The 17,823-nt window shown below is 75.2% G+C and carries 13 protein-coding genes and 1 pseudogene; 5 read left to right on the forward strand and 9 right to left on the reverse strand.

The genetic code is table 11. The features are described from left to right. Window position 1 precedes the first annotated feature (1 nt). Both ACI795_RS09230 and ACI795_RS09235 read left to right on the forward strand, forming a co-directional pair. Window positions 2-331 carry a hypothetical protein gene (locus ACI795_RS09230; protein ID WP_457075195.1) on the forward strand — a complete coding sequence of 110 codons (330 nt, stop codon included), beginning with the start codon at window positions 2-4 and terminating at the stop codon, window positions 329-331. A 178-nt stretch (window positions 332-509) separates the two neighbouring features. After that, window positions 510-1,133: a TetR-like C-terminal domain-containing protein gene (locus ACI795_RS09235; protein WP_457075196.1), complete on the forward strand. Its 624-nt coding sequence runs from the start codon at window positions 510-512 to the stop codon at window positions 1,131-1,133. Window positions 1,134-1,139: 6 nt separating this feature from the next. On the opposite strand, the gene ACI795_RS09240 is transcribed toward ACI795_RS09235, so the two are convergent. Next, entirely contained in the window at window positions 1,140-1,838 is a 699-nt protein-coding gene (locus ACI795_RS09240; protein WP_457075197.1) for a TetR/AcrR family transcriptional regulator, read from the reverse strand. Next, complete coding sequence (locus ACI795_RS09245) at window positions 1,835-2,419, reverse strand: DUF5946 family protein (RefSeq protein ID WP_457075198.1); 585 nt, start codon at window positions 2,417-2,419, stop codon at window positions 1,835-1,837. The genes ACI795_RS09240 and ACI795_RS09245 overlap by 4 nt, the downstream gene beginning before the upstream one ends. A gap of 78 nt (window positions 2,420-2,497) precedes the next feature. Between ACI795_RS09245 and ACI795_RS09250 the strand changes: the two genes are divergently transcribed. Next, the gene (locus tag ACI795_RS09250) at window positions 2,498-3,163 is read left to right on the forward strand and encodes an HAD family hydrolase (RefSeq protein WP_457075199.1); all 666 of its coding nucleotides are present in this window, start codon (window positions 2,498-2,500) and stop codon (window positions 3,161-3,163) included. A 16-nt stretch (window positions 3,164-3,179) separates the two neighbouring features. Here ACI795_RS09250 and ACI795_RS09255 read toward each other — a convergent pair whose 3' ends face one another. The 6 genes from ACI795_RS09255 to ACI795_RS09280 all read right to left on the reverse strand — a co-directional run bounded on the left by ACI795_RS09255 (window position 3,180) and on the right by ACI795_RS09280 (window position 13,278). Continuing rightward, on the reverse strand, window positions 3,180-4,172 hold the full coding sequence (locus tag ACI795_RS09255; protein ID WP_457075200.1) for a glucosyl-3-phosphoglycerate synthase: 993 nt from the start codon (window positions 4,170-4,172) through the stop codon (window positions 3,180-3,182). Window positions 4,173-4,361: 189 nt separating this feature from the next. Next, complete coding sequence (locus ACI795_RS09260; protein ID WP_457075201.1) at window positions 4,362-6,500, reverse strand: phage holin family protein; 2,139 nt, start codon at window positions 6,498-6,500, stop codon at window positions 4,362-4,364. Further along, the gene (locus ACI795_RS09265; protein ID WP_457075202.1) at window positions 6,497-7,174 is read right to left on the reverse strand and encodes a DedA family protein; all 678 of its coding nucleotides are present in this window, start codon (window positions 7,172-7,174) and stop codon (window positions 6,497-6,499) included. Before ACI795_RS09265 ends, ACI795_RS09260 begins: the two co-directional genes overlap by 4 nt. Next, window positions 7,171-7,986, reverse strand: a complete 816-nt coding sequence (locus tag ACI795_RS09270) for an MBL fold metallo-hydrolase (RefSeq protein ID WP_457075203.1) — start codon at window positions 7,984-7,986, stop codon at window positions 7,171-7,173. Before ACI795_RS09270 ends, ACI795_RS09265 begins: the two co-directional genes overlap by 4 nt. Before the next feature lie 31 nt (window positions 7,987-8,017). Beyond that, window positions 8,018-10,621 carry a diguanylate cyclase domain-containing protein gene (locus tag ACI795_RS09275; protein WP_457075204.1) on the reverse strand — a complete coding sequence of 868 codons (2,604 nt, stop codon included), beginning with the start codon at window positions 10,619-10,621 and terminating at the stop codon, window positions 8,018-8,020. Then, a complete protein-coding gene (locus tag ACI795_RS09280) occupies window positions 10,618-13,278 on the reverse strand; it encodes a putative bifunctional diguanylate cyclase/phosphodiesterase (RefSeq protein WP_457075205.1) in 2,661 nt (886 codons plus the stop codon). Before ACI795_RS09280 ends, ACI795_RS09275 begins: the two co-directional genes overlap by 4 nt. Before the next feature lie 85 nt (window positions 13,279-13,363). Between ACI795_RS09280 and ACI795_RS09285 the strand changes: the two genes are divergently transcribed. Next, window positions 13,364-13,807 carry a DUF5313 family protein gene (locus tag ACI795_RS09285; RefSeq protein ID WP_457075206.1) on the forward strand — a complete coding sequence of 148 codons (444 nt, stop codon included), beginning with the start codon at window positions 13,364-13,366 and terminating at the stop codon, window positions 13,805-13,807. A gap of 120 nt (window positions 13,808-13,927) precedes the next feature. Here the strand turns inward: ACI795_RS09285 and ACI795_RS09290 are convergent, their stop codons facing one another. Beyond that, entirely contained in the window at window positions 13,928-14,197 is a 270-nt protein-coding gene (locus ACI795_RS09290) for a hypothetical protein (RefSeq protein WP_457075207.1), read from the reverse strand. 263 nt (window positions 14,198-14,460) lie between these two features. Between ACI795_RS09290 and fdh the strand changes: the two are divergent. Then, a pseudogene (gene fdh / locus ACI795_RS09295) lies at window positions 14,461-17,817 on the forward strand (formate dehydrogenase). The last annotated feature ends 6 nt before the right edge of the window (window positions 17,818-17,823 follow it).

The raw sequence follows: 17,823 nt of genomic DNA on the forward strand, positions 1-17,823 counted from the left end.
GATGATCGTCGAGGTGATCACCGGTGCGGACGAGGTGCCGGAGGTGCAGGTGGCCGACGTCGAGGACCTGGGGCGGCTGCACCTGGCTCTCGGTGCGCTCACCGACGAGGAGGCCGACCGGGCGCTGCGGGCGGCCGGACTGGGCCGGCTGGACGGCGGCACCGGCTTCCTGGACGTCGCCGCGCTGCGGACTGCCGCTGAGCGGGAGGCGCGTACCCCTGACTGGGGGGATCGGTTCGACGCGATGGTCGCCGCCGCCGCGGACGCCGGCTGGACCGCCGACGACGGTGCCAGCCTGCGCGCGCACGTGGAGCCGGCCGCCTCCGCCTGACCGAACGGGCAGGTCAGCGCGTCGCCCACCGGGGACCGGTGTGGCCCGGCGGCGCGCCCGGCGGGGTGCTTCGCGGGCTACCGGACGACACCGGGCGGTCTCGATTCGGAACCTGTGATTTCAATGTGAGTGCGCGCGGTTGTTGTGGTCACTCCACCTTCTTGGGCACGATTGCACGGTGACGACCACCGACGCGCCTCTCCGCCCTGCCGGCGCACGTCCGCCGGGCCGTCCGCTGTCCACGGAGCTCTCCGAGCAACTGGTGGCGGTCGCGGTCGACATCCTGGCCGACGAGGGCTGGGGGCGGCTCAACAGCGACCGCGTCGCCGCTCGCGCGCGGGCCGGGAAGGCCGGCATCTACCGCCGCTGGCCCACCATGGCCGCACTCGCCCGGCACGCCCTGAGCACCGGCACGCTCGTGCAGCTGCCGGACGACGCCGGCTCGCTGCGCGCCGACCTGTGCGCGCTGCTCGCCCCCTGGACCCGCCCGCTGGAGCGGATGGAGCGCGCCGCGGCGAGCCTCGTCGGCCCCGCCCGGCACGACGCGGACCTGCGCGCCGGCCTGGAGGAGTCGCTGGTGCATCCGCTGGCCGCCGTCGTCCGGGAGCTCGCCGCCCGGGAGGCCGCCCGCGGCCGCGAGCTGCCGCACGAGCGGGTCGCGCTGCTCGGGTCGCAGCTGCAGGCGCTCTGGTGGCAGCGGTACAGCGCCTTCGGCAGCGAACCGATGCCGATGCCCGAGGTCGAGGCGCTGGTGGGCGACGTGCTGATGCCGATCGTCGAGCCGGGCGGCACCGCTTCCTGAGGCCGGTCAGCCCCCGGCGGGCTGCCTGTCCCCAGGGGTGCCGCCGGTCAGGCGCCCGCTCAGCACCCGGAGGCACTCCTGCAGCGCGTCGAGGGTGGGGGCGGTGTGCTCCCGAGCCCGGCGCTGCTCGGCCTCGCCGGCCGTCTCGTCGAGCACCAGCCGGCGGTGCTCGAGCACCAGCACCCGCCCGGCGACCATGAACAGCGCGGCGGCCAGCTCGCTGACGAACCGGGTGGTCACCGGGTCCGCCGGGTCGTCGTCGGGGGCGACGGCCTGCAGCTCCCGGGACACCCGCTGCCAGGCGTGCTCGACCAGCGACCGCTCGCGTGCCTGCAGGCTCGCGCTCTGCGCCAGGGCCTCCAGGTAGCTGCGGTTCTGCGGCCGGGTCTCCAGCTCCAGCAGGGCGGTGAGGTCCGCCTCCAGGTACTCCCGCAGCGCCGTCGTCGGGTCCGTCCCGGCAGGCCGCTCCGCGACCGCGGTGGCGGCGGCCTCCACCCACGGCGTCCGGCCGTCGAAGAAGAGGTCCTCCTTCGTCGGGAAGTGGTTGAACACCGTCTGGACGGCGACGTCGGCGGCGGCGGCGACGTCGGCGATGGTCACGCCGTCGAAGCCGCGCTCGGCGAACAGCCGCTGCGCGACGCTGCGGATCTCGGCCCGGGTCTGCGCCTTGCGCAGTTCCCGACGGCCCCCCGTGGCCTCGCTCACGGCACCCAATCTAGGTGCTCACGGCCATGGTGTGTGGCAGCGGTCTCACCCCGGGGTGGCGAGTCGCCCACCGCCGCACGCAGCCGGTCGTGTGCGGGCGCCCAGTCCGCCCACACCGCGGTCGCCCAGGACCGCACCAGCGCGGGCAGGTCGACCACGTCCAGGTCGGCGGCGAGGTCGGCGACCGTCGTCGTCCAGCGGGCGGGCGGGGTCAGCCCGGCCGGCGCGGAGTCCCGGCCGTCCTCGGCGGCCGGCGCCCGGCCGTGCTCCAGGGCCAGGCACAGCCGCACCGCGGCCGCGGCGGGCTCGCCGGGCACCAGGTGCTGGGCGTCGTAGGCGTCGGTGGCCAGCTGCAGCAGGCCGGCGGCCCGGGGGTCCTGCGCGCGCTCGTCGCGCAGCCCGCGGACGGTCACCGCGAACAGCGCCGCGCAGCCCGGTGAGGCACCCGGGTGCCGGGCGGTCACCCCGCGGACGACGGCGAGCACCGCGCCGCACCCCGGGCAGGTCGCCGTCCCGGTCGGGCCGGCGGCCGGGAGCGGGGCGGACCGACGGACGCCGGCGCGGGGATCGGCGGTGCTCACACCGACCGATCGTGCCGCACCGGGCCGCTGTCCGCCGGGGTGTGGGTGAGACGGCGCGCGAGTGGGCAGGTCACCGGCATGGCCGAACCCACCATCGCCGTCCTGGACGTCGACGGCACCCTCGTCGACTCGAACTACCAGCACGCCCTCGCCTGGTACCGGGCCCTCCGCTCGCAGGGGGAGACCTTCCCGGTGTGGCGCCTGCACCGGCTCATCGGGATGGGCGGGGACCAGCTGGTGAGCGCGCTCGGTGGGGAGGACCTGGAGCGCCGGGTCGGCGACGCCGCCCGGGAACGCCAGGGCGAGGAGGTCGACCGGGTCATCGACGAGATGGCGCTGCTGCCCGGCGCCCGGGAGCTGCTGCTGGCGATCAAGGAGCGCGGGCACCGGCTGGTGCTGGCCAGCTCCGGCAAGCCCAGGCACGTCGACGCGTTCCTCGACCTGCTCGACGCCCGGGACATCGCCGATGACTGGACCACCAGCGGCGACGTGGAGGCGTCCAAGCCCGCGCCGGACCTGCTGCAGGTGGCGCTGCAGAAGATCGGCGCCGACTCCGGCGCCTCCGCGGTGATGATCGGCGACTCGGTCTGGGACGTCGAGGCGGCGAAGAAGGCCGGGATGCCGGCGATCGTCGTCCGCTCCGGTGGCTTCGGGGACGACGAGCTGCGCGACGCGGGCGCGGTCGGGGTCTACGACACCCCCGGTGACCTCGCCGCGGCGCTGGACGACACCCCGCTCGCCTGAGCCCGGGCGGCCGGCCTCAGCCGACGACGCCCGCGCCGAGCGCGGTGTACTCCGCCACCGCGCACAGCGGCGGGCGCTCGTCGGTGGCCACCGTCGTGCTGGTCGGCACGAAGCGCCGGCCGTCGTGCTGGAACTGGGTCAGCAGGCCGCCGGGCTCGAGCCGGCGTCGTTCCGGCCGGCCGCGCTCGGCGCGGGCCAGCACGGTGGAGACGATCTGGCCGGCCATCCTGCCCAGCGCCTCGTCGGTCTGGTGCGAGTGCTGGCGGGTGCCGAGGTCGACCTGGGCGAGCCCGTTGAGGCCGCAGACCTGCAGCAGGTCGACCAGCAGCCCCACCTCGACGCCGTACCCGGAGACGAACGGCACCTGTTCCAGCGCGGAGCGGCGGCCGGCGTACTCCCCGCCCAGCGGCTGGACGAACCCGGCCAGCTCCGGCCACAGGGCGTTGAGCAGCGGGCGGGCGGTCAGCTCGGTGACCCGGCCGCCGCCGGCAGGGCGGTGCTCGCCGTCGACGGTCAGCGGCCGGGTGTAGCAGCCCTTGACGTAGTCGACCCGCGGGTCGGTGAGCAGCGGGATGAGCAGCCCCGGCACGTAGTGGCTGACGTCGCCGAGCAGGTCGGAGTCCATGAAGACGACCAGGTCGCCCGTGGTGGCGGCCACGCCCTTCCACAGCGCCTCGCCCTTGCCGCGGCGGCTGCCGTGCCCGGGCAGCACGTCGGCGGCGGCGACCACCTCGGCGCCGGCGGCGCGGGCGACCTCGGCGGTCGCGTCGGTGGAGTCGGAGTCGATGACCACCAGCTCGTCGATCAGCGGGACGCCGTGCACCCAGCGCGCGGTGAGGTCTCGGACCAGGGTGCCGACGGTGCTCTCCTCGTCCCGCGCGGGCAGGACGACGCTCACGCGGTGCCCGCCGCGGCGCTTGGCCAGCAGGAGGGCGTCGACGTCGATCTCGGCCAGCGAGGTGGCCGACGTGGTGCGGTTCTCGAACCAGGCGCGGGCGTCAGGTCGCATCAGCCCACTGTCGAGCACGGCGTCACCCCCTGCACGTCGCCGGGGCGTCGTTCACGTGAACTTCACGCACTCCCCGCCTGCCAGCGTGCCGGGCGGGGTCGTCGACGGCAACCGCCGCAGGTCCGTCGGCCGGGTGGCCCGGGCGCGTCACCTCTTCCGCAGGATCGGTCGTTTCGGCGGAAGAGCTGGTCAGGCGGGTGCGGCGACCCGGTCCGCGGCAGGAGCCGCCGGCTCGGGGTGGCCGAGGTCGGTCAGCCACCCCCGCAGCACCCGGTGCAGGTGCTCGGCGCCGACGATCTCGCCCGGGTCGGCGAAGGACCGCGGGTGCAGCAGGAAGCCGTGCTGCTGGGGCCCGCCCAGCCCGCCGTGCGAGCCCACGTGCGGCTCGAACGGCGACGCCTCGTCGGTCTCCGGGTCGTAACGGCTGTTGATCACCACGTCGGGGCAGTGCGCGAAACCGGACACCCGGGCGACCAGCGCCGCGGCGTGCTCGCCGTAGCGGGCCAGCGGGTCGGTGCCGATGACCACGCCGCTGTCCAGCCGGTGCAGCCCGTCGCGGCCGAGCACCACCGGCCCGAACTCGGTGGAGTGCACCAGCAGGAAGCCGACGCCGGGGTGGTCGACCAGCGCCGGCAGCAGGTCCGGCCACCGCCGTTCGATCGTCTCCAGCGGCACCCTGCCGGCCAGGTCGGCGAAGGACACGTGCGCCATGTGGCCGGAGACGCTGACGACGACGCCGGGAGCCGCGCGGCGGACCGCGCCGTGCTCCCCGGCCGGGGTGGCGCCGGGCTCCCCGGGAGCGGTACGGCCGACCCGGTCCCGCAGCCGCCGGGCGATCAGCCCGCTGCCCTCGGCGAGGGCGGAGGTCACCTGCCAGGACTCGGCGGGCCGGCGGCTGTCCTCGACGGGGGCCGGCCGGCGCAGCCCGAGCAGCCGGCGCCGCGGGGCGGGTGGGACCGGTCCGCCGCACAGCCGCCCGACCAGCTGCTCGACGGTCTCCCCGAACCGGTCGGCGAACGCCTGGCCCTGGGTCTGCCCGTGGTCGGACAGGCACACCAGGTGGTAGCGGCGCGGCGCCAGCTGGGCGGCCCGCCACAAGCGGCCGATCTGCTGGTCGATGCTGCGCAGCACCTCGAGGCTGTCGAAGCGCTCGATGCCGGAGTGGTGGGCCACCTCGTCGTAGCCGAGGAAGTCCGCGTAGACGACCGGGCGGCCGGCGAGCATGTCCTCCAGCAGCGCGTTCACCACGACGTCCCGGGCGATGACCGTCGTCCCGGGCCGCGCCAGCGGGTAGAGGCCCCCGCGGCCGACCCGGGGGCGGACGTCGGCGCGGCGCTGCCGGGCCGCGGCCGACAGCTCCCGGTAGACGTCGACCAGCGACACCGCGAGGGTGCGCAGCGCGTTGGCCGGGTTGGCGAAGTAGGCGTAGTAGCCGGCGCCGATGCGGTCCCGCGCCCGCCGTTCCCGGCGCGATCCGCTGGGCACCACGAGGGCCAGCGAGCTCATGGTCAGCGAGACGTGCGGGGCGTCGCCGGTGAACAGGTTGCCGCGCCCGGCGCCGTCGCCGGCGAGCAGGCCGCGGCCGTCGGAGTGCCGGCGCTCGACCGCGGCGGCGTCCTCGGGGTGGGAGACGGCGACGACGCGGTCGCGGTCCTTCTCGTACCAGCGGAAGCCGAGGATGTCGTCGTTGGAGCCCTGCAGGATGCCGCAGACGCTGGCGCCGGTCTGCGAGCTCCAGTCGGTGTGCCAGGAACGCAGCACGTGGCTGTCGGCGCGCAGCCAGGCGGCGAGGGTGGGCATGGAGCCGTCCCGGACGGCGCGCCGGGCGACGTCGTGCCCGAGGCCGTCGATCTGCAGGAACAGCACGCCCGGTGGGCAGTCGCCCAGGGCGACGCCGCCGCGCCGGCGGCGGGCGCGGCGGAAGAACAGCTCGTCCTCGTTGATCGCCAGCGCGCTGCTGACCACCCCGGCGACGCCGGCCATCGCGACGGCGACGACGACGCTGGTCCCAAACGAGTGCACCTCGACGCCGGGGAGGGCGTGGAAGACCGCCAGCACGGCGGCGCCCAGCAGCAGGAAGCTGCCCAGCCCGAGGGTGAAGAACGCGACCGGCAGGGCGATCCGGATGACCAGCGGCCACACGACGGCGACCAGCACCCCCAGCAGCAGGGCGGCGACCGGTGGCTGCCACCACGCCCGCATGTCGAAGCCGGTCAGCCACTCGTCGAGCAGCACCAGCGCACCGGTGACCGCCGCCCAGACCAGCAGCAGCCGGGCCAGGGTCCGCCCGCCGCGCAGCACCCGGCCGGACGACGTCGCCTCGCTCACGGCCGCTCGCAGGCGGCCGGCAGCGCGGCGTCGGCCGGGTTCGCCTCCGGTGCGGAGCGCGGGGGCGTGGGGGTGGGGGTGGCGGGGTGGCGGTGGCGGTGGGCCGAGGCCAGGTTGAGCACCAGGCCGACGGCGAGCACCAGCAGGGTCGCGATCAGGGTGGCGATCAGCGGGGAGTCGAAGATGCCGCCGCTGACCACGCCGAGCAGCGCGTAGGCGGCCGCCCAGGCGGTGGCGGCGACGAAGGAGGCGGGCAGCAGCCGGCGCCACGGGTAGGCCAGCGCCCCGGCGGCGAGCAGCACCGGGATCCGCCCCGCGGGCAGCAGCCGGCCGATGACGACGATCTGCCAGCCGTGCCGGGCGAACTGCTCGCGCACCTCCTCGATCCGCTCCGCGTGCTGGCCGCGGGCCACCCAGCGCACCGCGGCCGGCCCGCCGAACCGGCAGATGGCGAAGGTGACGACGTCGCCGGTCCAGGCACCCAGCACCGCCAGCAGCAGGACCACCGGCAGGGAGAGCGCGTCGGTGGTGAGCGCGACGGCGGCGCCGGCGCCGACGACGGCACCGGTGGGGACCACCGGCACGATCGAGCCGAGCAGCACGCCGCCGAACAGCACCGGGTAGCCGATCGAGCCGGCGTCGGTCCAGCTCACCGCCAGCACCTGCGCGGTCACGGGGTCCGCTCCGCGGCCGAGGGCAGCCGCACCGGCGCCCCGGGCTCGGTCAGCGCGACGGCGGTGGCCGGGGCGGCCGCGGCGACGGCGGCGGCGAACCGGCGCGGCGGCTCGGTGAGCAGCGTCCGCATCCGGGCCCGCCAGGGGCTGGGCAGCTGGGTGATCCCGGCGACGGCGAGGGTGCCCCAGTGCACCGGGACGGCGACCCGCGGGCGCAGCAGCCGCACGGCCTCCGCGGCGCGCTCGGGGTCGAGGTGCCCCGGCCCCAGCGTGGGACCCCAGCCCCAGACCGGCAGCGCGGCGACGTCGATCCCCTCGGCGCCCAGGTCGGTCATGCCGGGGAAAAGGTCGGTGTCACCGGCGGCGTAGACCGTCCGCCCGCCGCCCTGCAGCAGGTGGCCGACCGCCGGTGCGTGCGGCCCGTGCGTGAGCCTCGGGCCCCAGCGGTGCCCGGCGTGCCGGGCCTCGGTGGCGGTCACGGTCAGCCCGCCGTCGGTGGTGCTCTGCCCGGGGGTGAGCTCCTCGACGGCGGTGAAGCGGTGCGCGCGCAGCCACGACCCGGCGCCGCGGGGCACCAGCACCGGCGTCGACCGGCCCAGCAGCCGCAGCGAGGGCAGGTGCAGGTGGTCGTTGTGCAGGTGCGAGATGACCACCAGGTCGACGCCGGCCCAGGTCTCCGGTGGCAGCGGCGGGGCGACCCGGCGCACCGGACCCAGACCGGCGGTCAGCAGGGGGTCGGTGAGCACGGTCCGCCCGGCCAGCTCCACCCGCAGGGTGGAGTGGCCCAGGAAGTGCAGGGAGGCCGTGTTCACCGACCCAGTATCGGCGCGGCCGGGGTCCCGGTCACCCCACTCCTGCGCGCGGTCGGGTCGCCGGGAGGGGGGCCACGACGGCCGAGGACGGGTGCCGCTGCAGGGCGGCGACCTGCGCGGCGGTCAGCCCGCTGGGCAGCACCGGGCCGGCGAGGGCCACCTCCCCCTGCACGCGGAGCTCGTGGAGCAGCTCCGGGGAGGTGATCTCCTTGGCGACGGTCGACACGTCGAAGCTGCGGGCGCTGCGGCCGATCGCGCCGAGCACCTCCAGCGTCCGGTCGCGGTCGGCGCCGGCCGACAGGTTGCGGACGTCGACCATGACCACCTCGAGGGGCAGCCGGGCGAGCTGGGACCACAGCGTGGAGCCCATGCCGTAGTCGTCCAGCCCCAGCCGGACGCCGGTCCGGCGCACGGCGTGCAGGGCCGGGATGAGCGCCGCGGACGACGTCTGCAGCACGTCCTCGGTGACGAAGAGGGTGAGCCGGGGCGGCGCCAGGTGGGCGGCGGCGAGCGCGGCGGCCACCTCGTCGGGCAGCTCCTCGGCGTGCACCAGCCCCGCGGGCAGGTCGACGGCGACCAGCAGCTGGTCGTCCAGGGCGGCGACCTCGGCGCACGCCCGGGTGAGCAGCCACCGCTGCATCGCGGCGGTCTGCCCCTGCCGCTCGGCGGCGGCCCACAGCTCGGCGGCGGGCAGCACGCCCAGCTCGGGGTGCACCCAGACGGGCTGGGCGTGCAGCGCGGCCAGGACGCCGGTGTCGCCGTTGGCGATGGTGTCGAAACGGAGCTGCACGTCGCCGTCGGCCAGCGCGGCGGCGACGGAGCTGGTGGCCGCGGCCAGGGACACCCGGTCCTCGCTGTGCACCCGCCAGCAGCCCTTGCCGGCCTGCTTGGCGGCCCGCAGGGCGGCGTCGGCCTGGCGGAAGGCGAGCTGCCCACCGCCGGGGTGCACCCGGCACAGACCCACGCTGGCCCCGACGCTGAAGGTGCGCCCGCCGACCCGGTAGGGCCGGGCGAGGACGTCCACGACCCGCTGGGCGGCCTCGGTGGCGGCGTCCTCGGCGCCGGCCAGCAGCACGGCGAACTCGTCACCGCCGAGCCGGGCGACCAGGTCCTCGGCGCGCACCAGGCCCTCCAGACGGCGGGCCACCTCGACCAGCAGCAGGTCACCGGCCTCGTGGCCGGCGGAGTCGTTGACGGCCTTGAAGCCGTCCAGGTCCAGCACCAGCAGCGACCGGTCCCCGGCGGCCGGGACCGCCATCTCCTGGAACAGCATCGCCCGGTTGCGCAGCCGGGTCAGGTGGTCGGTGAACGCCATCCGCTCCAGCTCGCGCTCGCGGCGCCGGCGGGTGGTCACGTCGCGCAGGTGCAGCACCCGCCGGCCGCTCCCGGGCCGCTCGTGGTGGGTGACCTCCAGGTCGCGCGGTTCGCCGCCGGCCGGCAGCACCCGCAGGTGCAGGGCCGGGGCGCCCTCCCCGACGACGGCGGTCAGGTCGCGCGCCACCCGGGCCCGGTCCTCCTCGTGCAGCAGGTCCAGCAGCAGCGGGTTCGGCGCGGCGTCGGAGAGCCCCAGCAGGGTGCGGGCGGCCGGGGAGGTGAACTCCAGGCGGAGGTCGGCGCCGACGATCGCCACGCCGTCGGAGCTGGCCTCCACCAGCCCGCGGAAGTCCTCCTCGCTGCGCACCAGGTCGGCGGTCATCCGGCCGGTGTCCCGGATGCGGACGGCGGTGCGCAGCAGCAGGAGCGTGATCAGCGCGGCGGTGCAGGCGATCTCCCCGGCGCCGATCGGCAGGTCCAGGATCAGCGCCAGCACCAGGGTGACCGGCACGCCGACCAGCGCCACGACGACGACCACCACCCCGGCCGCGTTGACCCGGGGCGCGGCCCCGGGGTCCGGCCGCTCGGTCGGGGCGAGCGCGACCGTGTGCAGGCCGGTGGCCATGGCGAGCACCACCGCGACGTCGGAGGCCGCGGCCAGCGGCTCGACCGGGGAGACGGTCTGTGCCGCGATGAGCCCGGACGCCAGCCCGAGCAGCGCGGTCATCAGGATCATCGCGCTCGCCGACCGGTGCACCGCGGCCGAGGAGACCGTGCACAGCGCACCGACCGCGCCGATCGCGACGGCGGGGTAGAGGCCGTAGGCCAGCACCACCGGCGCGAGCGCGGACGGGCTGGCGCCGGGGGCCAGTGCGGTGGAGAGGACCAGCACGTCGGCGACGATCACCAGGGCGACGGTCACCAGCAGCCCGTCGATCACCAGGATCGGCCACCGGGTGCCCCGCACCCGGCCGCCGATCAGCGCGGCGGTGACGACCGGCCCGAGCGCGGCGAGGAGCATGAACGCGTCGGCCGTCCGGAGGCCGTCCACCGAGCTGCCGTTGCCGGCGCTGGCCAGCAGGCTGGCCACGGAGTACAGCAGTGCACTGGTGCCCAGGACCTGCCAGGGCAGCCGTTCCCGGCGGTCCGTCCCCCGGGTGAGCCGGTGGCACTGCCAGGCGCTCCAGCAGCCGAAGACCGCCAGCACCCCGTCGTCCCACTGGGGCAGCGCGCCGGCGGGGCTGACGGGCACCGTGACGGCCACGCCGGCCAGCGCCAGCAGCACCGGCAGCAGCAGCTGCGGCCGGCGGTGCCCGGTCACCCCGCCACCTCAGGGGCCGGGTGGGCCGCCGGGCCGACGGTGGCGGTCGCCTCCGCGGTGCCGTCGGGCAGCTCCCCGGTCAGCGCGTCGGGCTGCAGTGGGCGGGCCAGCAGGTAGCCCTGGATGAAGCGGTGCCCCATGTCGCGCAGCAGCTGCAGCTCGGTCGCCGTCTCCACACCCTCGACGACGACGGCCAGGCCCAGGCTGCTGCCCAGGTGCAGCACCGACGCGCACAGCGCCCGGCGCTGCGGGTCCCGCTCGACGTCGGCGAGGAACTGCCGGTCCATCTTCAGCACGTCGATCGGCAGGCCCACCAGGTAGGCCAGCGACGACCAGCCGGTGCCGAAGTCGTCGACCGCGATCCGCACGCCCAGGCGGCGCAGCAACTGCAGGTCGGCGACGACGTGGTCGTCGTCGAGCAGCACCGACTCGGTGATCTCCAGCAGCAGGCGCGACGGCGCGAGCCCGCTGTCCTCCAGCGCGGCCAGCACGTCGTCCACCAGCTCGCCGGTGCGCAGGTGCCGGGCGGAGATGTTGACGGCGACCGCGAGGTCGGCGTGCGGCAGCCCGGCGACGGTCGCCGTGGCCCGGTGCAGCACCCAGCGGCCCAGCTCGCTGATCAGCGCCGACTCCTCGGCCAGCGGCACGAACTCCGCGGGGGACACCTCGCCGTAGACCGGGTGGCGCCAGCGCAGCAGCGCCTCGACCGACGTCGTCCGGTGCAGCGCCAGGTCGACGACCGGCTGGTAGACCAGGTGCAGCTCGTGGCCGGCGAGCGCCTGCGCCAGGTCGGCGCGCAGCGCCTCCTCGCGGTCCTGGTTCATCCGCAGCGCGTCGGAGTGCCGGCGCACCCGGCCGGGGCCGGCTGCGCGGGCGCTGCGCAGCGCCAGGTCGGCCCGGCGCAGGGCCTCTCCGGCGTCGGCGTCGGCGGGCAGCCACGTCACGCCGGCGGCAGCGGTGAGCCGCACGGTGCCGGTGCCGGTGAGCACGGGCTCCACGGCGGCGACCAGCCGGCCGGCCACCGTCTCGGCGTCGGCGATGGTGCCGCGTACCAGCACGGCGAACTCGTCGACGCCCGCGCGGGCCAGCCAGTCGTCACCCCGCAGGACGCGGCTGAACCGGGTGGTCAGCTCGCGCAGCACCGTCTGGTCGCCGTCCTGGGGCAGCCCGTCGACGCCGAGGACCACCAGGGCGGCGGCCGCCGTCGAGGTGTCGCGGAGCGTGGCGGACAGCCGCTGGGTGAGCGCGGAGCGGCTGGGCAGGCCGGTGGCCGGGTCGGTGGTGCTGAGCGCGGTGAGGTCGAGGTCGGCCGGACGCGGGGCGGTGGCGCTGACGTCCCGGCAGTACAGCACCAGCGCGCCGACGTCGGGGTCGCCGCGCAGGTCGCGCACCTGGGCCCGGATCAGCCGCCAGCGGCCGTCCAGGTGCTGGATGCGCGCGGTGCGGGTCTTGGTGTCCGTGCCGTCGGGCTGCGGGGCCGCGAGCGCGGCGATCAGCCCGGGTGCGTCGTCGGGGTGGACGGCGTCGGCGATGGCCAGCCCGACGGTGCGCTGCGGGTCCAGCCCGAGCAGCTCGGTGATCGAGGGGGAGACCCACCGCACCCGCAGCTCGTCGTCCAGGATCACGATCGGGTCGGCGCTGCCCCGCACCAGCGTGCGGAAGTACGCCTCGGAACGGGTGAGGTCGGCGGTGAGCTGCCGCTGCGCCCGCCAGGTCACTGTCTGGTGGACCATCAGCACCCCCAGGCCGACCAGCGCCAGGGTGGTGCCGGTGATCGTCAGGTTCCCGGTGACGGGCACGCTGACCAGCAGCAGGCCGCCGCCGACCACGGCCGTGGCGTGCGGCAGCAGGGCGCCCAGCGCCGAGCTGCTGTGCGGGGCCCCGCAGTGGGCGGGCGCGGCGCGGTCGGTGCGCACGGCGATGCCGACCAGGCACAGCCCGAGCACGCTGAGGGAGCAGGCGAGGTACTGCACCGGCCCGGGGCCCGACGTGACGGAGGCGAAGCCGGAGGCCACCGATGCGCAGCACTGCGCCGCGAACACCAGCAGGCCCACCCGCCGTGCGGCCGGCGGGCTGGCCGCGACCAGCAGCAGTGAGCAGCCGGTGCCGATGGCGATGGCGAACAGCAGCGCGAACATGGCGATCGTCGCGGGCTGGGACAGCAGGCCGCTGTCGGCGATGGTCAGCCGGTAGATGGTGTGCACCGTCAGCAGGTCGGCGATGACGAAGAGCACGAGCGAGGTGAGCAGCTGGGCGCGGTGCACCCGCAGCCGGCGCAGGTCGATCAGCCGGGTGATCGCCGCCACGACCAGCAGCTGACCGGGGACGCTGCCCAGCGCGGTCTGGCCCCAGGGCACCAGCATCCCGGCCAGGGCCGCACCGCCGCCGCCGAGGCCCACCGAGAGGGCGTACCAGCGCCAGGCGGCCGGGTGGGCGCTGTGCGCGGCCCCGCGGGCCAGCAGCACGGTGGCGCCGATGATCACCGCGAAGTTGAGCGCGACCGGGGCCATCGGGCCGAGCACCGGGCCGGCCGCCGCCGTCACCAGGCCGGCGGCGAGCGCCAGCAGCAGCGCGCGGCCGAGCCGCGGTGCGGCCGTGGCACGCCGGGTCGGGGCGGTCACGGCCCGCGCCGGGGCGGCGAGGACTCCTGTGGTCACCTCCCCGTGTTCGGGACCGCGCAGGAACTGCTCCACCGCTGCCGCCCGTCGGCTCACCCCTCGGGGGGAGTGGTACGAACGAGGCGTGCAGCCTGCGGACCGACCGGACGGCGACCGGGTGGTGCGCCCCGGGCCGCTGCGGTGGCTGGTGTACGCCTTCGGCGGTCGGCTGCCCGCCGAGTACGGCCCCTGGGTGCTGCACGACACCACCACGCGCACCTGGGCCTGGCGCCACGTCGCGCGGTCGCTGGTGCAGCTCGCCGTCCCGGTCACCCTGGTGCTCCTGCTGGTGCCCGGCCCGTTCTGGATCCGCGGCATGGCCGCCCTGGGTGGGGTGGCGATGGGGTTGATCTTCTCGCTGGCCTACATGACCGAGACCACCGAGCACCGGCTGGTGCGGGCCGGCTGGCCCGCCGGCACCGCCGCGGCCGCGCACGACCGGGCGGCGCGGGAACGGCTGGTGGCCGAGTCGGTGCGCAAGCGGGAGGCCGCGGCCCGCCGGGCGGCCCGCTACCGCGGCGAGGGCTGACGCGGCGCCGTCGTCGGCGTCCCTGCTCCCGCCACCCGGCCCGCTTGCCACGCGTTCCGGTCGCTTCCCCCGTCCTGCAGCGCGAGGGAGGTGACCGAAGAGCGTGGGATGTGCCGGAGGTCAGCCGCCGGCGGACCTCCGGTTGGCCGCGCGGCCGACGAGAGCTGCCACCAGTGCGCCCAGGGCCAGGAGCGGGAGGTAGGCCACGACGTCGCGCTCACCGTTGATGACCGAGATCCCGGCCAGCACGACCACCAGGCTGCCGCCGACCGCGAGGGCGGTCCTGCTGCGGAAGGGGGCCGCCGCGGCAGCTCGGTGCTCGGGGTCGCGGTACCTGATCGCCAGGGTCACGACTCCCGATAGCAACAGCAGGTAGACCACCGGCTCCATCGTGCGGACCTCCGTCTCACCAGCAGCAGTCGTCCACTCCGACGGCCACCGTAGGGGTCGACCACCCGGTGGACCTCAACGGCGCGCACGGACGGCGCCTGACCGGTGTCCGGCGGCCGCCGTCCGGCTGGACCCCCTCGGGCGCGGGTCGGCCCGCATCCGCGCCTCGGCCCCCGGGGGGCTCATGACGGTCTCGTGTCGACCCGACCCGCCGGGGGGAGCCGGACGCGCGCGGTCCCCGATCAGGTGGCAAGCTCAGCCACGTGAAGACGTGGCTCGATGCGTGGCCGGTGTTCCGGCAGCTGACAGGTCCTGACCCGCTGGGCCGTGGCACGGCCGCGCGCAGCAAGGCCACCGAGCAGGTGGTCAGCCGCACCGCCACCGCCGACCGGGTCGTGAAGTCCGTCTGCCCCTACTGCGCCGTGGGCTGCGCGCAGCGGGTGTTCGTGAAGGACGAGCAGATCGTCCAGATCGAGGGCGACCCGGACTCCCCGATCAGCCGCGGCCGGCTGTGCCCCAAGGGCAGCGCCAGCAAGCAGCTGGTGACCAGCCCCTCCCGCGTCACGACGGTCAAGTACCGCCGTCCGTACGCGACGGACTGGGAGGACCTCGACCTGGACACGGCGATGGAGATGATCGCCGACCGGGTCCTCGCCGCCCGCGACAAGGGCTGGCAGGACGACGACGCCGGCCACCGGGTCAACCGGACGATGGGCATCGCCAGCCTCGGCGGGGCGACGCTGGACAACGAAGAGAACTACCTGATGAAGAAGCTGTACAGCGCCCTGGGCGCCGTGCAGATCGAGAACCAGGCCCGCATATAGCACTCGTCGACGGTCCCCGGTCTGGGGACCTCGTTCGGCCGTGGTGGCGCGACCAACTTCCTGGAAGACCTGGCGAACTCCGACTGCATCGTCATCGAGGGTTCGAACATGGCCGAGTGCCACCCGGTCGGGTTCCAGTGGGTGACCGAGGCGAAGGCCCGGGGCGCGAAGGTCATCCACGTCGACCCGCGGTTCACCCGCACCAGTGCGATCGCCGACCTGCACGTGCCCATCCGGATGGGCACCGACATCGCCTTCCTCGGCGGGCTGATCAAGTACGTGCTCGACAACGACCTGTACTTCAAGGAGTACGTGGTCGCCTACACGAACGCGGCCGCCCTGGTCAGCGAGGACTTCGTGGACACCGAGGACCTCGACGGCCTGTTCTCCGGCTTCGACCCCGAGACCGGTCAGTACGACGAGTCGAGCTGGCAGTACGAGAACACCGGTGTGGTCGCCGCAGCGGGTCAGCGCGTGCCCGGTCAGCCGGGGCACTCCAGCGGCTCGGGCGACGAGGACACCGGCACCGCCGACGACCCGCAGCGGGCGCAGGAGCAGGACGCCACGGACGACGACCCGTCGGTGAAGGCCTCCGACCGGGGCCAGGCAGCCGGCAGCGGTGGGCCGACGATCCCGGGCAAGCCGGTGCGCGACGAGACCCTGCAGCACCCCCGCACGGTGTTCCAGGTGCTCAAGCGGCACTTCGCCCGCTACACCCCCGAGATGGTCGCTGACGTCACCGGCATCCAGCCCGACGTCTTCCTCCAGGTGGCGAAGTGGATCACCGCCAACAGCAACCGGGAGCGCACCACGGCGTGGGTGTACTCGGTGGGCTGGACGCAGCACAGCGTCGGTGCGCAGTACATCCGGACGGCGTCGATCCTGCAGACGCTGCTGGGCAACATGGGCCGCCCCGGTGGCGGGATCATGGCGCTGCGCGGGCACGCCAGCATCCAGGGCTCGACCGACGTCCCGACGTTGTTCAACCTGCTGCCGGGCTACCTCCCGATGCCGCACGCCGTCCAGCACGGGTCGCTGGCCGACTACGTCGCCCAGAGCGCGGGCAAGGCCGGCTTCTGGGGCAACATGGACGCCTACATGACCAGCCTGCTCAAGGCCTGGTTCGGTGACGCGGCGCAGCCGGAGAACGACTTCGGGTTCGACTGGCTGCCGCGGATCAACGGCGACCACAGCTCGTACCGGACGATCGCCGACATGATCGCCGGCAAGGTCTCCGGCTACTTCCTGGTCGGGGAGAACCCGTCGGTCGGGCACCCGAACGGCAAGATGAACCGGTTCGGGCTGGCCAACCTCGACTGGCTGGTCGTCCGTGACCTGCAGATGATCGAGTCGGCGACCTTCTGGAAGGAAGGCCCGGAGATCGAGTCGGGGGAGATGGCCCCGGAGACGATCGGCACCGAGGTCTTCTTCATGCCGGCCGCCACCCACGTGGAGAAGGAAGGCACCTTCACCCAGACGCAGCGGCTGCTGCAGTGGCGCCACAAGGCGGTCGAGCCGCCGGTCGACGCCCGCAGTGACCTGTGGTTCTTCTACCACCTGGGCCGGCTCGTCCGGGAGCGGGTGGCCGGGTCGACCGACCCCCGGGACCAGGCGCTGCTGAACCTGACCTGGGACTACCCGACCCACGGGGACACGATCGAGCCGGACGCCGCGGCCGTGCTGCGGGAGATCAACGGCGTCGGCCCGGACGGCCGCGCGCTGTCCTCCTACACCGAGATGAAGGCCGACGGCTCGACCAGTGGCGGCTGCTGGATCTACACCGGTGTCTACGCCGACGAGGTGAACCAGGCCGCCCGGCGCAAGCCGCACCGGGAGCAGGGCCCGGTCGCCTCCGAGTGGGGCTGGGCCTGGCCGGCCAACCGACGGATGCTCTACAACCGCGCCTCGGCCGACCCCGAGGGCAACCCGTGGAGCGAGCGCAAGAAGTACGTGTGGTGGGACGAGGAGTCCGGTCGCTGGACCGGCGTCGACACCCCGGACTTCGAGGCCACCAAGCGGCCGGACTACGAGCCGCCGGAGGGAGCCAAGGCGCAGGACGCCATCTCCGGCGTCGACCCGTTCATCATGCAGGGCGACGGGAAGGCCTGGCTCTACGCACCGGCCGGGCTGACCGACGGCCCGATGCCGACGCACTACGAGCCGGCCGAGTCGGTCGTGTCGAACGCGCTCTACGGGACGCAGTCCAACCCGACGATCGAGCGCATCGCCGGGCCGTGGAACCGGGAGAACCCCTCGCTCAGCGACGTCTTCCCGTTCCAGGTGACCACCTACCGGCTCACCGAGCACCACACCGCCGGCGGGATGAGCCGCACGCTGCCCTACCTCTCGGAGCTCCAGCCGGAGTTCTTCGTCGAGGTGAGCCCGGAGCTGGCGGAGCTGCGCGGGCTGACCAACGGCGAGTTCGCCACCCTGGTCAGCGCCCGCTCGGCGATCGAGGCCAAGGTGCTGGTGACCGAGCGGATCCGGCCGATCAAGCTGCGCGACGGCCAGGTCGTGCACCAGATCGGCATGCCCTACCACTGGTCCTACGCCGGGCTGTCGACCGGTGACAGCGCCAACGACCTGCTGGGCATCGTGCTCGACGCGAACACGCACATCCAGGAGGACAAGGTCAGCACCGCCGACATCATCCCGGGACGGCGTCCGCGGGGCCCCGCGCTCCTGGACTTCGTCGAGGGCTACCGGCAGCGGGCCGGGGTGGAGTCCGGGCGGGTCGGGATCAACGGCCGGGCGCCGGACGAGGACCCCAGTGCGATGACGGAGACCGGCGCGTGAGCGGCG

Source organism: Modestobacter sp. SYSU DS0290, from assembly GCF_054050955.1.

Bases quoted from the DNA above. Each gene is read 5' to 3' on its own strand.
- ACI795_RS09230 (WP_457075195.1), top strand. From the start codon at position 2: ATGATCGTCGAGGTGATCACCGGTGCGGACGAGGTGCCGGAGGTGCAG.
- ACI795_RS09250 (WP_457075199.1), top strand. From the start codon at position 2,498: ATGGCCGAACCCACCATCGCCGTCCTGGACGTCGACGGCACCCTCGTC.
- ACI795_RS09255 (WP_457075200.1), bottom strand. From the start codon at position 4,172: ATGCGACCTGACGCCCGCGCCTGGTTCGAGAACCGCACCACGTCGGCC.
- ACI795_RS09290 (WP_457075207.1), bottom strand. From the start codon at position 14,197: ATGGAGCCGGTGGTCTACCTGCTGTTGCTATCGGGAGTCGTGACCCTG.